The 15775-nt window shown below is 34.5% G+C and carries 8 protein-coding genes; 3 read left to right on the forward strand and 5 right to left on the reverse strand.

Translation table 11 applies throughout. From position 1 onward, the window contains the following. Positions 1 to 62: 62 nt before the first annotated feature. The 3 genes from QE431_RS06310 to QE431_RS06320 all read left to right on the forward strand — a co-directional run bounded on the left by QE431_RS06310 (position 63) and on the right by QE431_RS06320 (position 4552). Entirely contained in the window at positions 63 to 1979 is a 1917-nt protein-coding gene (locus QE431_RS06310; RefSeq protein ID WP_307293912.1) for a LysM peptidoglycan-binding domain-containing protein, read from the forward strand. Between the two features lie 96 nt (positions 1980 to 2075). Then, the gene (locus tag QE431_RS06315; RefSeq protein ID WP_307293915.1) at positions 2076 to 4151 is read left to right on the forward strand and encodes a LysM peptidoglycan-binding domain-containing protein; all 2076 of its coding nucleotides are present in this window, start codon (positions 2076 to 2078) and stop codon (positions 4149 to 4151) included. Next, on the forward strand, positions 4151 to 4552 hold the full coding sequence (locus QE431_RS06320; protein ID WP_057118871.1) for an OsmC family protein: 402 nt from the start codon (positions 4151 to 4153) through the stop codon (positions 4550 to 4552). Before QE431_RS06315 ends, QE431_RS06320 begins: the two co-directional genes overlap by 1 nt. A 134-nt stretch (positions 4553 to 4686) precedes the next feature. On the opposite strand, the gene QE431_RS06325 is transcribed toward QE431_RS06320, so the two are convergent. From QE431_RS06325 to QE431_RS06345, 5 genes are all read right to left on the reverse strand, one after another. Next, the gene (locus tag QE431_RS06325) at positions 4687 to 6066 is read right to left on the reverse strand and encodes a Gfo/Idh/MocA family protein (RefSeq protein ID WP_307293917.1); all 1380 of its coding nucleotides are present in this window, start codon (positions 6064 to 6066) and stop codon (positions 4687 to 4689) included. Between the two features lie 96 nt (positions 6067 to 6162). Next, positions 6163 to 8346: a M1 family metallopeptidase gene (locus tag QE431_RS06330; RefSeq protein WP_307293918.1), complete on the reverse strand. Its 2184-nt coding sequence runs from the start codon at positions 8344 to 8346 to the stop codon at positions 6163 to 6165. 20 nt (positions 8347 to 8366) lie between these two features. After that, a complete protein-coding gene (locus QE431_RS06335; protein WP_307293920.1) occupies positions 8367 to 11462 on the reverse strand; it encodes a DUF5107 domain-containing protein in 3096 nt (1031 codons plus the stop codon). Between the two features lie 252 nt (positions 11463 to 11714). Then, positions 11715 to 14717: a glycoside hydrolase domain-containing protein gene (locus tag QE431_RS06340; RefSeq protein ID WP_307293922.1), complete on the reverse strand. Its 3003-nt coding sequence runs from the start codon at positions 14715 to 14717 to the stop codon at positions 11715 to 11717. A 40-nt stretch (positions 14718 to 14757) separates the two neighbouring features. Next, a complete protein-coding gene (locus QE431_RS06345) occupies positions 14758 to 15756 on the reverse strand; it encodes a c-type cytochrome (protein WP_307293924.1) in 999 nt (332 codons plus the stop codon). Positions 15757 to 15775 lie beyond the last annotated feature (19 nt).

Genomic DNA, 15775 nt, shown 5'->3' on the forward strand with positions numbered 1-15775 from the left:
AGCGTATTTTAAAATTAAGGTCTTACATTTGTAAGGCCTTAATTTTTTATAACCTACTATTTATGAGAGAACTTTTAACAATTTCTCTTGTCTTTATTTTGTCTTTTAACAAAATAACTGCGCAAGATTCAATTATTGAGCACAAGATTCAAAAAGGAGAAACTGCTTATTTTATTGCCCAAAAGTATAAGGTTTCTATAGATGAGATTTACAAACTCAACCCCGAATCGCAAAATGGAATCAAGGATAATCAGATTATAAAGATTCCAGTTCACAACTCCCAAACCATAATTAAAGAGCAAAGTAAAACACATATTGTTGCGCCCAAAGAAACGCTCTTCGGCTTATCTAAAAAATATCATGTTTCTGTAGAAGCCATTCAAAATGCTAATCAAGAAATTCTTGCCAGCGGACTTCAAATCGGTCAAGAATTAATAATTCCTCAAAATTCAGAACATTCATCTAAGCAGGAAACTGTTGTTTCATCTAAAACCACTCATCAGGTTTTGGCTAAAGAATCTTTGTTTAGTATTGCGAGACAATACAATGTTTCGGTTCAGGATTTAGAAAACTTAAATAAAGAAATACTTCAAAACGGACTGCAGATTGGTCAGACAATTGTCATTCCAAACAAAAGAAAAACTTTAGACGGAAGAGTTCGTGTCATTAATCAAGAAACTGTTTTTCATGTGGTTGAACCAAAAGAAACAAAGTTTTCTATTGCAAAGAAATACGGAATCTCAATTGATCAGCTTGAATCTCAAAACCCGGAAATTGTTAACGGATTGGTAGTTGGCAACAAATTGGCAATCAATACAACAGCAATAAAACCAGCAAACGAAAGTGAAGAATTGATGCTGGCTTTGGCAGAAAAACAGGTTGTGGTTGAAAAAACAAAAGCAAAAACGGTTGAGATCGATGATTTAAAAGATCGTCTTATTGTTCAGAAAGAGATGAATCAGAAAATTATAAAAATTAATGATTTGAAAGTCAATCTGAATGAGATGAATGGTTCGAAAGAAAATTCGGTAGAAAAACTGCGTTTGGTATTAGAAGCCAATAAAAATGTTCAGGATATTTTAATGGCAAAATTAGATTCATTAGTCAATTCGATGAATAATGATTTGAAAGAATTGAAGAGAATGGATATTTTAAATGTTGATGAATCAAAAAGATTGGAAAAACAATCTTCTGAGGGAATCAATAAAACCAATGAATTATCTTCTCAATTAAAGAAAGAACTGGCAGAAAATAGAAAAGCTTATGCCGGTTTGATGAATAAAGTAGAACGAATTGCAGTTGAGGAAAATCAGGAGTATAAGAAGAAAATCCGCGAAAGCGAAAAAAATAATAGTGCAGCTTCTTTGCAGCAGCGTTTGTCGTTAGAAGAAATTAAACGTTATAAAATAGAGCAGGAGCAGGGTGATGCACAAAATCAGCTTTTGATTGCAAAAATTGACTCGCTCGATATTCAGAAAAAAATAGAAGTAAAAAGACACATCAGTAAAGCTGCTTATTACAGTATGGAAGCTAGAAAATTTGACGACAAGCTGGCTTTGGTTAAATTGAAAAAATATCAGGATGAAGCGGTTAAAAAACAGAATAAAAATTCTACTGCCGAAAGTTCAAAAACAATTTCATTGGAAGAAATGAAACAAGAATTGAAAGACAATCCGTTAAGAGCTGATAAAACAGTAAAAGTGGAAGTTTATGATAATCTTAAAGAAGTTTCGAATGGGTATTACTTAGTTTTGGGTATATTTACAGACGCAGTTGACCGCGATAAGTTTATTATGAAACTCATTGATTCTGGCGATTTTAACGCTAGTTTCTTCTTTAATATTAACAGCCTTTCGTACTATGTTTACAGTGATAAGTTCGAAAACATGGAAGAAGTGCTTTATCAATGCAAGAAAAAAGAAGAAGATGAGTTATATAAAGAAGTCATTATTGCCAAAGTAGAAATTGATTTGAGGTAATTTTTGAACGATTAAACAAACGGCGCGAATTTTGCTTTAAGGAAAATTTGTAACTTGCTTTTAGAATTAGAAATTAAATTGTTTTTAAGCCTTATTATGAAATATTATTTAACATTATTGTCTTTTGTATTCTTTATCTCTTCAAATGCTTTTTCTCAGGAAAAGGTGGTTAAGTATAAGGTTTCCAGTGGAGAAACTATTAATCAGATTGCGCAGAAATTTAAGGTAACGCCTTTTGATATTTATCAATTAAATCCAGATGCAAGAACAGGTTTGACTCCTAATTCGGTATTGTTGATTCCGACGAAAACAGGTGAAGCCAAAAAGGAAGTTTCTGAAACAAAAGCTCCTGCAGCTTCTGGAAAAGAAGTGATTCATGAAGTGCAGCCAAAAGAAACTTTTTACAGCATTGAGAAGAAATACGGAATATCAGACGAAGCTTTAAAAGCAGCGAATCCATTTTTAGAAAAAACAGGTGTTCAAATTGGACAAAAATTAGTCATTCCTGCTAAAGGATCTGCTCCAAAAACAGCAACAAAACCTGCAAAAGAAAAAGGTTCAGAAAAATATGTATATCACGATGTACAGCCAAAAGAGACTAAATTTGGCATTGCAAAACAGTATAATATGACTGTGGAAGAATTAGAAAAACGCAATCCAGATATTGTTGCTAGTCTGCCTGTTGGTTATAGATTGACAATCAAAGGAAAAGCGCCGAAAACTGAAACTGCTTCAGTTGAAACAGCAAAATCTGTAGAAAGTAAAAAACCTGCTGAAACTTCTAAAAAAGCAGTGACTTACATGGAATATCAGGTAAAGCCAAAAGAAACTTTTTATAGTTTAGGAAGAGTTTTTCATTTAACGCAAGATGAATTAGTGGCATTAAATCCTTCACTTTCTGAGGGTGTAAAAGAAGGAATGGTTTTAAAAGTTCCTGCAGGATATGTGGCACCGGCTCCAATTATTGCAGCGCAGGTTCCAGTTGAAAAAACAGCTGATTCTGCAATCGACAAACCTATTGAAAGCACTGGAGGAGGAATTAAAATTATTGACAAGGTAAAATCATCTGAAAATGCTAATCCAGAAATTGTAGAGCTGAGCAAAAAAAGAGGTGCCAATGAACGTAAAAAAGTAGTTTTGTTACTTCCTTTTAATTTGGCTAAAGTACAAAGCGATACTTCTGGAACTGCTAACAGAATTAAAAATGATAAGTTCTTAAACATGACTTTAGATTTTTATTCTGGAGCGATGATGGCAATTGACTCTGCGAAAACATTGAAACTGCCAATTGATGTGGCTATATATGATTCTCAGGAAACAAAAACGACTTCAAATGTGCCTAGTTTAATTAGTAAACTTCAAGATGCTGATGCAGTTATAGGACCATTTTACCAAAATAATGCTGAATCAACAGCTAATACACTTCGTTTGTATAATGTTCCTGTTATTTCTCCATTATCAAAAGACAGTGCAAACCCGATTGAGAATTTGTATCAGTCTATACCATCAAATGATGTAATTAAAAATGCTGTTTTTGATTATATGCGATCTAAAAACGGAAATATTGTTGCTGTTGTAGATAAGAAAAAAGAATCTGTTGTTAATTATATTAAACAAAATCAGAAAGGTGTTGCATTTGCATCTTTAACTGAGACTGGAGGTCTGGATGTTGCGAATTTAAAAAGCCTTTTAATTCCAAACCGAATGAATTATGTGGTGATGGAAACGGCAAATACTGCAATGATTAAAACTACCATTAAAGCACTAATTGATTCTCAGAAAACGTGTCAGGTTCAACTGGTAATTCTAGAACCGAACAGTACATTGGATACTGATGAAATTAGTTTTGATAACTTAGTGAAATTAAAATTAATGTATCCTTCTGTAACTCGTGAAAGTGACGAACAAGCAGTTTTAATTTATGAAAAGCAATACCGTCTGAAAAACAAAATAAACCCAACTACTTATGCAACAAGAGGTTTCGATGTCACTTTTGATACGATGATGCGTTTGGTACAGGGAAAAACTTTTCAGGAAACAGCAGATTTAATGACTACACAGCAGGTAGATAATAAATTTCAATATTATAGAAAAGAAGATGGCGGGCACGCTAACAAAGGTGTTTACATCTTATACTATGACAGTGACTTAACTTTAAAAGTAGCAAATTAATGACATCAAAAGTAACCTATTTAGGAGATTTAAGAACAAAATCAATTCATGTGCAGTCAGGAAGCGAAATCATTTCTGACGCACCATTAGATAATAACGGAAAAGGCGAGGCTTTTTCTCCAACAGATACAGTTGCAAATGCTTTGGCAAGCTGCATGATGACTATTATGGGAATTAAAGCTCGTGATTTAGATGTTGATTTTGTTGGCTCTACAGCCGAAGTAACAAAAATCATGAATGCAGAACCAAGAAGAATCGGCGCAATAGAAATTGTGTTTGAAATGCAAGGCGTTGCTGATCAAAAGAATAAAACTATTTTGGAACGCGCTGCAATGACTTGTCCTGTATTCTTAAGTTTAAGCAGTGAAATCGAAAAGAATATTACTTTTAACTGGAAGTAATTTTTTAAAGCAATAATAAAAGCCATCTGAATAAAATCAGGTGGCATTTTTTTTGGGGTGAAAAGACTTAAAATAAACAAGAGAGCACTTTTTTAATGGTGCCCTCTTGCTTCTTTTAACTAACCAATATATATTTATTCTGAAAATTCTAATTTTTTCAATTTATTCCAGCCGCCGCGGGTGAAATCTGGAATTTCTACCGGAGCTGAATTATTATCTAATGAAATTTCAGTCAACGGACCTAAACAAGACCATTCTGCTAAATCGTATACATCCATATCCAGCGGCAATCCTTTTTGCAGGCAATGAATTAAACGATAGTCCATAATAAAATCCATACCGCCATGACCGCCTACTTTTTTGGCTTGTTCTTCAATACCTTTTGCGATCGGGTGTTTGTATTTTTCCATCAATGCCTTTTTCACTTCTTCAGGAACAAAAGAGTGCGCGCTTAATTTTTCGTGATTTGGCTTTACATCATCGCTTAATTCTTTTCCGTCCAAAGCATAACCTTCTAACGGGTATTTATTGGCAAAACCTTTTGTACCGCTTAATTGATACATTCTGCTGTACGGACGCGGAGAAGTTACATCATGCTGAATATGGATTGTTTTACCATTTTCAGTACGAATCATCGTCATGGTATGATCTCCGTTTCTAAAATCTTTTATTTCTTTTCCTGATTTTTCTTTGATGTAAGCAGGATTTCCAACAGCTTTTGTGTCCATAGAAACCAAGAAATTCATTTTGTCACCACGGTGGATATTCAGTGCCTGACATGCTGGACCCATTCCGTGTGTTGCGTATACATCGCCTCTGTGTTTAATGTTGTAATCCATTCTCCAGTTGTTCCAGTATTCGCCCCAAAATGGCTGTAAACCATGAATATAAGAACCTTCTGCATGAAGAATTTCTCCAAACAAACCTTGCTGTGCCATATTTAAAGTCGTTAGTTCAAAGAAATCATAAACGCAATTTTCAAGCTGCATACAATGTTTACGTGTTTTTTCAGAAGTATCAATAAGTTCCCAAATTTCTTTCATGGTTAGAGCTCCAGGAACTTCAATAGCAACGTGTTTTCCGTCTTTCATCGCTTGAACTCCAATAACGGCATGATGAAGCCAGTCTGTTGCCACATATACTAAATCTACATTTGGCAATGTAGTTACTTTTCTCCATGCATTTTCATCGCCGTAAAATTCTTGAGCTTTTGGGAAACCAGCTTTGGTTAAAATTTCATTTGCTTTAGACGTATTTTCCTGAGTCATATCGCACAATGCTACAATTTCAACACCGGGAATATGTGTCATGCGTTCTACAGCTCCAGGACCGCGCATTCCGAGACCTATAAAAGCTACACGAACTGTCGGAATTGGTTCTGCTGCCAATCTAAGTACATCTTGCTGGCCTTTGCTACGTGAAGGCGTTTTGGTCTTTATCATTTGTGCAGAAGCGATTGTCCATCCGAACAAAAGAAAAAGAATTATGGTAGTTTTAATAAAGGTAGTTTTCATGAGTGATTTTGTTAGATAATTTTTAAAAATAACCTCTCTAATGAACCAGATTAGAGAGGTTTTCAAAAACAAAACAGATTCAAAGGATTCTTATAATTATTTTTGACTACTAAATCTTTTCATTAATGGCGTTACATGTTTTTTAGTATCGTCATCTAATGAAGCCAATGCTTTATCAGCGTCGGCCGGCACATATTTTGTTAATCCTGAAATTCCTGCCGCAATTACGTTATAAGATTGCTCTTTAATGCTTTCTTCCATCAATGCTTTATAAGATGCATCGGCAGTAGAAGCTAATTTTACGATAGCATTTGCTCTTGCAATAGTTTTTTTATCGTTTTTAGCAATGTCAAGAAGTGTTTTTAAAATCTGATCTTTGGTTTGTTTTTCATTTAAATCAATTGCTTTAATACTTAGTACTCGTAAGTCTTCTTGAGGATCTTTCAAACCTTCCAATAAAATAAGTTGTGACTCCTGACTTCTGTCTTTTGAAGCAAATTTTATAGCTTCAATTCGGTTGTAATACGATGGCGCATTTTTATATTGATAAAGATAATCAGCAGCAGTTTTTTTATCTACATTCACTTCGCCAACTAGGATTTTATCTGGGTCTAAATCTATAAATTCAGGTTTTGAAGGAAGGTCAAAACTGAAACTTTGTTCTCTTTTAGTAATTAAAATATCCTTTTTTATCTTAGTTCCGTTTACGTAAAAATCAACTTTTAAAGGCAACGTAAAGGTTTGCACTGCACTATCCTGAGATTGATTAATCGTAATGATAATTTTTCCGTTAGCGTATTTGTAAGCTACATCAAGAATTGGACTTCCAGCATTGTAATACCATTGATCAAAATAAGGCAGCCAGTCTTTTCCAGTTACTTCTTCCATAGACAAACGCAGCTGATGCGGTTCTCCAGATTTATAAGCATTAGTGGTTAAATAATGATTTAGTCCTTTAAAAAAGGCTTCGTCACCCATTTGGTTTTTCATGGCGTACAAAATAATCGAACCTTTAGAATAGCTGATATTATCAAACATATCGTCTGCATTTTTGTAATGAAAACGTGCTAAAATTGGACTGTCTCCATTTTTTTGTGAACGAAGATAATTCTGCAGTTTTTCATAACGAGATCTGTCTTCTGCATCTTGTCCAGCGTCGTGACCGTGCCAAAGAACTTCTCCAAATGTGGCAAAAGATTCGTTCATTGTTAAATTTGACCAAGATTCAGCAGTTACTAAATCTCCAAACCATTGATGAAAAAGTTCGTGTGCTACGGTGCTTTCTTCGTTATTGTCTAATAATTCTCTTTCGGTTTTTTGTACATATCCGCCGTGAACAGTTGCAGAAGTATTTTCCATCGCACCTCCAAAAAAATCTGTTACAACAATCTGCGAGTATTTTGCCCAAGGATATTCTACACCAAGCATTTTCCCGTAAAAGTTCATCATATCAGGCGTTTTGCCAAAAATCTGTTTCGCAAATGGCGCATATTTAGGTTCTAAATAATAGCTGACCTCTTTTCCATTATAAGAATCTTTATAGATTTTAAAATCCCCAACCGCCATCATAAATAAATAAGGAGCGTTTGGCTGATCCATTTTCCAAATATCAGTACGAGTTCCGTTTTTATTTGCTTTTTGTGAAGTTAATTTCCCGTTAGACAGCGTAGTATATTTTGATTCTACTGTCATGGAAATTTCAGAAGTTGTTTTTTGATTTGGTTTATCAATAGTAGGAAACCAGCAAGACGAAGCTTCTGTTTCACCTTGAGTCCAAATTTGTGTTGGTTTGTCTCCTTTTCCGTCAGGATTAACAAAATACAATCCGTTTGAGTTGGTAATTGATTCGCCAGCTTTGCTTTTAAGTTCTGCTGGTTTTGCTGTATAATCGATGAAAATCGTATACTTTTCGTTGTTTTTGTACTTTCTATTTAATTGAATTGAAAGCTGTTCGTTATCGTAAGTATATTTTAGCGGAATAGTTTTTTTTCCATCTACAATAGCAATTTCTTTAAAGTCCATTCCTTTTGCATCTAAATGCAGCGAATCGGTTTCATAAAAATGAGGTTTTAGAGTAACCCATTCTTTTCCATACAAATAACGTTTTCCATAATCGAATGAGACTTCGAGTTTGGTATGAATTAAATCATTAGTTTTTAATGGAGTAACTCTGTAAATACTTAATTCATCTGGTTTTTCCTGTTTGTTTTGCGCTTCAATTTTTGGGCTTACAATGAAAATAAGTCCTAAAAAAGTATATTTTAAAAAATGCTTTTTCATTTTATTGTTTTAAAAGTTCTTTACAATTTTTCGATAATTCTGACTTCACCGTCTTTTTCATCTTCATTTAAAATATTCGATTGTTTTTTCGTATAGACGAGTAAACTCCACTGAATAATTTTGTTTTCTGGATATAAATCGGCTTGATTTTTTAACCATTTTTCTGCTTCTTGAGAAGAAGATGTTTTTTCGATTGCCCAAGCCGAAACAAGATCATTTGCTGGTAAAAAGTTCATAACTGTATTATCAACCTTTGGAGTAAAAGCAACGATTTTTTGTAAAGATTTAGCAGCCATTTCTTTGTTGTCAAGGTTGGTATAACATTGATAATCCAGCCAGTTTTCAAGCCTTTCATCGATGTTTTCATCGTAAGGTTTTCCTACTCCTAAATTTTCTGGAAACAATTTTGCATCGCCAATAAATTGTAATGCTTTTTTATATTGTTTGTTTTTAATTTCTGCCAAAGCCTGCATCAATTTCGCTTCGTGGTACAATTGTCTTCCTGCAGTTGCACCTTCAAAAGGAAGAATTTGTAATTTGGTTAGAAATGCATCTGCAGCAGCATATTTTTTATTTAACAGCAGCGTTTTTGCATACAGCATTCCAATTAAATAATTCTCTTTATGTTTTTTGTAGAAAGATTCTGTTGTTGAAAGTGCTTTGTCAAATTGTTTTTGTACGATATAATGTTCCGCCAATAATTTATGGTATCTCCAGCCTTGTGGATCTAGTTTTAAAGCCTGCTGAAGACTTGCCTCAACAGTTGCAGCATCATCTTTAAATAAAGAAGCTTTAGCTCCATAAAAAGCAGGATCATTTGGTTTTGTACCGCATTGTGTAAACAATTCTTTTGCCTCAGAAATACTATTGCGATTCCATTCGATTAGACCTAAATGGTATTTTAACTGCCATTGATCATTAGTTTTAACTAATGTTTTGAGAATGGAAGCCGTTTCTGCGCGGAACGGAAAACTAGTTCCAGGTTTGATTTTAGATAAATCAACAGTTTTGTTTTCTAAAAAAGCTTTCCAATATATAATTTCTGCACTTGGAACTGCGATGTCAAAAACTTTTAGAGCCTCTTCTTTTCGGTCCAGATTCGCGTACCAAATTCCTAATTCCAGATAAGTCTGTTCTGGCATTTCATTTTGAATTGCAGCTGTAAAATTAAGTTTGGCTTCATTGGAACTGTTCCAAAGATATTTTTCAAAATCTGCAAAATGATTTAACGGATCAAGTGCACTAATTGTTTTTAAAGCTGCATTTGCTTTGTCTGAATTATTTTGAAGACGATACAAAACCGCCAATACTTGCAGACTTTCTAAATTGTATTGATTGTTTATTAAGCTCTTTTCGGCATATTCAACAGCTTTAGGTAATGCGTTTTCAGCTAAATAGATTTTACTTAGTGAAGTGTAAGCAGCGCTTCTGTATTCTACACCAGCTGCTGCAATATCAAAACCATCTTTTGCATCGGTTGTGTTTCCTAAATGAAGATTTGCCAAAGCATAATTGTAATTTGCACCAGCATCGTAAGTATCAATAGCTAAAGCTTTTTTAGCAGTTTCTACAGCTTCTTTGTATTGAAATTTTCTAATTTGTAAAGAAGCTAATTCAGAAAGGGCAGGAGCAAAGTTTGGATCTTTCAGCAAACAAGCAGTAAGATTTTCTTCTGCTTTTACATAATCTTTAAAACTGATATAATTTTTGCCTTGCAGATACAATCCGTAAACTGAATTGTGATCAAAACCTTTCGGAATCTCCACAGGTCGATTGATATTTCCATCTTGTGGATCAGCATTCCAAACCAATTTATTTTCGCCCAAAACGAGTTTCAGCTTGTTTGGATCAACAGAAACCTGAATGGAATCTTTGAATAACTGCATGGTAGTAAGCGCAACATCTTTTGAATAGATTTTCTTTTCACCTTCAAAAACTTCTAATTTTTCATTTAATTTTTGAAGCGGAGAAAAATAAATTTTCAGCCAGCCATTTTCGTTTTTCACGTTGACAGCACCGTAATTATTGGCTTTTACAAAACCTTTGGTTTGTTTTACAGGAAACCAGTATTCTGTCCAAGTATCAGTTTCATAAGACGCAAACGAACGTTGTTTAAAAGGTGTCAAATTACTGCCTTCGCTCGCCTGATTAAATAATCTTCCGCTTTGTACTTCTGTATATTGTCCGTCAGTATCGGTCAATAATTTTTCCCAAATCATTCCTTGCTGTGATAATCCCCAGATCCATATTTTTTTGCCGGGTTTATCATCGTGATTACCATATCTTGCCATTCCGAAATCTTCGTCATGCCAATATCCTCCGAAGAAATCATTGTATTTTCCGAATACATGATACGATTTGTAACCGCCAAAATCATTGTTTTTGTAATAAGATAAATCTTTGCCGTTTTCTTTATCAATCGGCCAAGAATTGTATTCGCCGTTATGGCCAATATAAGTCTGTCCAGGATAAATAAATTGAAGATTTCCAGCCGCTTTAATTCCTGTATTCATCCAAGTATAATAAGGCTGCTGTAATTCTGTCGAATTAGACCAAAACGAATTGGTTGTAAAATAAGCTTTGTCTTTTGGTAAATTGATGTCTAGTTTCCAAGAAGTTCTCGTTAATAAATCTAAAACTCCAATAACACAGCTGATGCTTCCGTCTTCACGATTTATAATTTTATAATCTACTGGAGTAGCACAATTTGGGGTGTGTCCGATAATTCCATAATTGCCTTCAACGCCGCCGCTTGTCCAAGGTCCGCGCATGGCGATGTCTCTAAATTTGATTACATGATTATTGTAAACAAAGTCTTTTCCAGTTGATTTTTCTACAGCCGACCAAACTTTTCCGCCTATTTCAGGCAAAATCATCAGTTTGATGTAATCGTTTTCTATCTCAATTACTTTCCATTCTTTCTGAACTGGTTTGTCTGTAAAGCCGTCAAAACGGAAATAAGGATAAAATTTTGTGTCTGGTTTCGGAATCGGGTCAGGATCTGAAAAAGGGTATGTGGTAAATACTTTTTTGTATTCTTTTATAGTGGGTTTGTTTTGTGCTGTGACAAAGAGGCTTCCAAAAAGTAGAATTGATAAGAAAGGTTTAAGTTTCATATGGAGAGCTAGTGTTTTGTGGTTGTTTTTTTGCCAGAGATTACACAGATTAAAATGATTTTTTTTAATCTGTTTAAAAATTAATCTGTGTAATCTGTGGCTTATTTTTTTGAGCTTTTTGTCATTTCGACGAAGGAGAAATCTTCGCAAGAAACTCCGCATAGTATTTCGTCAATCTTTATCGAGCTACTTGTGGAGATTTCTCCTTCGTCGAAATGACAAATTGGACAAGATGATCGTTATTGCATTTAATTACTTAACAATTAACAACCATCCTTTTCCCTTAGGAACAGTTATTTCATCTTTTGCTGTAAACGTTTTTGCAGGCTTAAAATTAAGAACATCTGGAGCTGTAATTGTCGCTTTAGACGGATTGATTCCTAGTTTTTTCCAGTCAATATTCAATTTTACATTTACATCAGCATCTGCCCAGCTTGCAATAGAAATCAATGCTGTTCCGTTCTTTTTGTAAACTGTAGCCAGCACTTTATCATTGTTTGTTTTTACAGGACAATTTTCGCTCCAGTAACCAATCATTTCAGAACCTTTAATTCCGAAAGAATCCCATAATTTCCATATTTGTCTTGGGTCAGCACCATCGCTCCACGGTAATCTGTTCGTCATTCCGAAAACCATTCCACGCCAAGGATTTCCACCATCTTGAAGCATTTCGCCCATTAATCCAAAAGGAATTCCGCTAACTTCTGTTAAGAAAAAGTCAGGCTGATTTTTCTCATAATCAAAATATTCTCCAAACCATAACTTATTGATGTACGGAAAGTGTTCCATATATAAATTGGCACTGTTATTAAATCCGTCGCTTTTGTTGTATTGATTCGCACTGTGTAAATCGATTATTCCAGGATGACCATCTTTAGTCAAAACTCTTTTGATACGTTTCATTGTGATTCTGTCAAAAGCAACGTCGTCTAGATAAATTCCGTCAATACCAACATTTTGAGTAAGCCAATTCATTCCTTCAACATAATAATTATGCCAACGGTTCATACCGCTATTTACAATTGCAGCATCTTTAATTTCAGGAACAAACCATGCAGCGATATAATCGTCTCCAACGTGTTCTTGCAGCCAAGAGAATCCGCCGCCTTTTCCTGGAGAATAAATTTCGTGGCCTAAACTTCTCAAAGCAAAAGTTTCGTATGCTTTGTTTGAAACCTCTCTAACAGTATTATAGATTTTTACTTTTAATCCTTTTTCATGTGCTTCATCGATATACGTTTTCATCTTTTTAAATTCAATAAAAGGATAATTGATGTAAGGATTAATGGCATTGGCGTGGTGAATATTAATTACAGTTGCGCCAGTTTTTGCGATGGAATCTATCGGACTGTATTTGTGGTAAAATTTCGTATCCCATTGAAAATCTGTGTTGATTGTATGGAACGGTGTGATTAATAAGTTGAAATTATAATACAATACATCGCCTTTTTTCATCGTTCTAGCGCCGCTGTATGCATTTACTAAAACTGATTTTTGGTTTGGTGTAATGGTTATTCCTCCTTTGTTTTCATTACCCCAAGAAGTTGGCAGTAATAATGGTTTCTGCAAATAGAAATTAGTGTTTAACGGACGGCTGTATTTTTCATCTCTAAGAGAAAATTGCAATCCAGAATTTACAGCACCAATCCAAGCACCATCTTGGTTTTTATGCGCAACATCCCATTTCCAGTCAAAAGTTGCAGGACGATCTCCGCCTTTTTGACCTAATCCCATCATGTATTTTGCAGAAGCTGGCTGCATAGGCATTTGGAAATTGATATCATTAAAAGAAACATCTTCAAGAGCGGTAACTTTTACTGTATAATGTACAAAACCGTCAAATTCAACAGAAGCGTTAACATCCATTTGAACCGATTTTGAAGTTGAGGTATTTTCCCAAGAAACGATTCCAGCTTCTTTTTTAGTAAATTTTACACCGCTGTTTTTCCATTGTGCTTCTTTTCCTGAAGCATCCACAAAATGAAAATCAATAGGAGCACTTAAAATATCATTTGGTTTTGTTCCTAATGAAGTCATTTCTGGCGTGAAATAAGTCTGAATTTGCGCTGGAAATCCGTTTGACGCTAGAATTAATTTTCTTCCTAATAATGAAATTTCGGAATTATTTACAACTAATGGAGTATAAGGTGCAATAACTGTATTTTCTTGAGCTAAAGTTGAATTTAGCCATTTTAAACGCGTCATTTTTTCGGGACTGTCAATGCCTCCGTTTTTTGTTACTTCGTTAGAAACTGTTATCTGAAGTGTGATTTCTTTTGATTTTCCGTCAGCTGTAACTGTTGCTTTTCCTGCATAAGTTCCAGCCGCTGCCGTTTGCGGAACATCAATTCCGCACCACATAGCCTGAATTTTTCCTTTTGAAACCGAAACAGTACTAGCAAATGGACTGCCATCATATCTTGTTCCGTCCGTATTAATACAGCTGATATCTTTAGCATCTATAGTTGCCCCAGTTGTACTAACCAAATTGGTAAAAGATACTTTTACATTTTTTAAATCTTCAAGAGCGTAAATCCCTAATTGAAAAGCTAAATATTCGCCTTTCATTGCGGTATCAGAAAAACTGTTTTGAACGCCTTTCTGAATCCATCTTTGTGGTAAATCTGATTTTAATTTAATAGAATGTTCTCTGTCTTCTGGGAAAACTAAGAAAGAATTTCCACTGTTTTTTGCCACAAGAGCAGAAGTCTCAGCAGCCGTTGCAATGACTTCCATTGGATAAAAACTATTGAAAGCATTTACACTTTGAATTTCTGTAACTGCAGCATTATCTGCCGTATTTGTTTTAATTTTAGATAACCATTGTGCATCAGCTTTGTTTTCAGGTTTTTGATAAATTCCTTTCGGATAATTTGCCGTTCCTTCGTCGATATATGGCATATAGTAAACGTAGTATGTTCCTTTTCCTGAAATTGGTTCAAAGAAAATAGTACCGTTTTCTCTATTGATATTTTCTGTTTTTATATTTTGAATTTCTTTTCCTGATGCATCTTGAACAATAATTTTTTTAAGTTCTGGATTTTGATCTCTTCTTCGCCATTCAATAGTTGTTTTGACAATATTTCCTGAACTGGAAAATGCAATTACAGCGCGGTGATTGCCCAGTAAATTAGGATTCCAGCTGTCATTTCCGTCAGAATATTTTATTTGTGCCGCCATTGGAATAGTGAGAATGAAAAAGCACATTATCATTATTCTGCTTAAAAGAGGTTTGTTTTTTAGGTTTAGTTTCATTGTAATGTATGTTCAGGTTTAAATAGTCTAAAATTTAAAATTAATAAACAGCTTTCCAGCCATTCTTTTTCCAGTATGCAATTATCGGTTTGTAAGGTCCGTATTTATGCTGTTCTTCAGAAAAATTATCTACGAAAGGACTGTGCGCATAATCGATAGGTTTGCCGAGTTTATTTGGATAATCGAATGTTTTAGGATTTGGTCTTGTGTGAATTTTGTCATCATTTACATAAGCAGCGATATCAAGTGCTTCTTTGTCTGTGAGATAAGGTTTTCCTAAAAGTACTTTATCGTAAGGCATATTATTTTTTAACCATTGTGCTTGTTTGATAACTCTGTGCATGCTTGAACCCGGCTGATAACCGTATTCTCCCCATAGAGGCGGGTAGATGTAACCCGATTTATCAGCATTATATACGCCTTCGCCATTATTGCCATGACAGCGTGCACAATTTTCAGTAAATAATGCTTTTCCTCTTTCTGGACTTGCAGCAACATCGGGAAATTCGATTTCTAGATTTTTTGCTCCTTTAAAATTACCATCTTTAGGCACAAATTTGCTGATCCATTTAAAATAAGATAAAAAGGCTACCATCTCCTTACTGTCCAACGGAAGCGGTTTTCCAGAATGCGGGCGCATAATGCAGTTATTAACTCTTTCTGCCAGTGTAAGCACTTTGTTTTCGCGCCCGCGATATTGTGGATAATTATCGTGTGAAGACATTAAGTTGAATGCATGTGGTTTTGTACCGGCATCTTGGTGACAGTTGGTGCAATTCATTTTGTTGCCCAAATATTGTCCGTTTTTACCGTTTGGTCCAATATAATAGGCTGTTTTCAGCATTAATTCTCTTCCGTAGCGAACAGATTCTCCAAATTGATCGTCTGGAATTTTTGAAGTATCAATTGTAATATAACCTTCATCATCAGCTTCAACTGTTTTTGCTGCCGCTAATGTCTGTGAAGTCGAAGTATTGCAAGAATTGAAAACAACCATTGGCAATGCTGCAAATAGACCAATTAGAATTATTTTTTTCATGTTTACTATTTTTATCCTA

Source organism: Flavobacterium sp. SORGH_AS_0622, assembly GCF_030818825.1.
In the GTDB taxonomy this organism is placed as follows: domain Bacteria; phylum Bacteroidota; class Bacteroidia; order Flavobacteriales; family Flavobacteriaceae; genus Flavobacterium.

Excerpts from the sequence above, each read along its gene's own strand:
- QE431_RS06345 (WP_307293924.1), bottom strand. The coding sequence starts at position 15,756 with ATGAAAAAAATAATTCTAATTGGTCTATTTGCAGCATTGCCAATGGTT.
- QE431_RS06325 (WP_307293917.1), bottom strand. The coding sequence starts at position 6,066 with ATGAAAACTACCTTTATTAAAACTACCATAATTCTTTTTCTTTTGTTC.
- QE431_RS06335 (WP_307293920.1), bottom strand. The coding sequence starts at position 11,462 with ATGAAACTTAAACCTTTCTTATCAATTCTACTTTTTGGAAGCCTCTTT.
- QE431_RS06320 (WP_057118871.1), top strand. The coding sequence starts at position 4,151 with ATGACATCAAAAGTAACCTATTTAGGAGATTTAAGAACAAAATCAATT.
- QE431_RS06310 (WP_307293912.1), top strand. The coding sequence starts at position 63 with ATGAGAGAACTTTTAACAATTTCTCTTGTCTTTATTTTGTCTTTTAAC.
- QE431_RS06315 (WP_307293915.1), top strand. The coding sequence starts at position 2,076 with ATGAAATATTATTTAACATTATTGTCTTTTGTATTCTTTATCTCTTCA.
- QE431_RS06330 (WP_307293918.1), bottom strand. The coding sequence starts at position 8,346 with ATGAAAAAGCATTTTTTAAAATATACTTTTTTAGGACTTATTTTCATT.
- QE431_RS06340 (WP_307293922.1), bottom strand. The coding sequence starts at position 14,717 with ATGAAACTAAACCTAAAAAACAAACCTCTTTTAAGCAGAATAATGATA.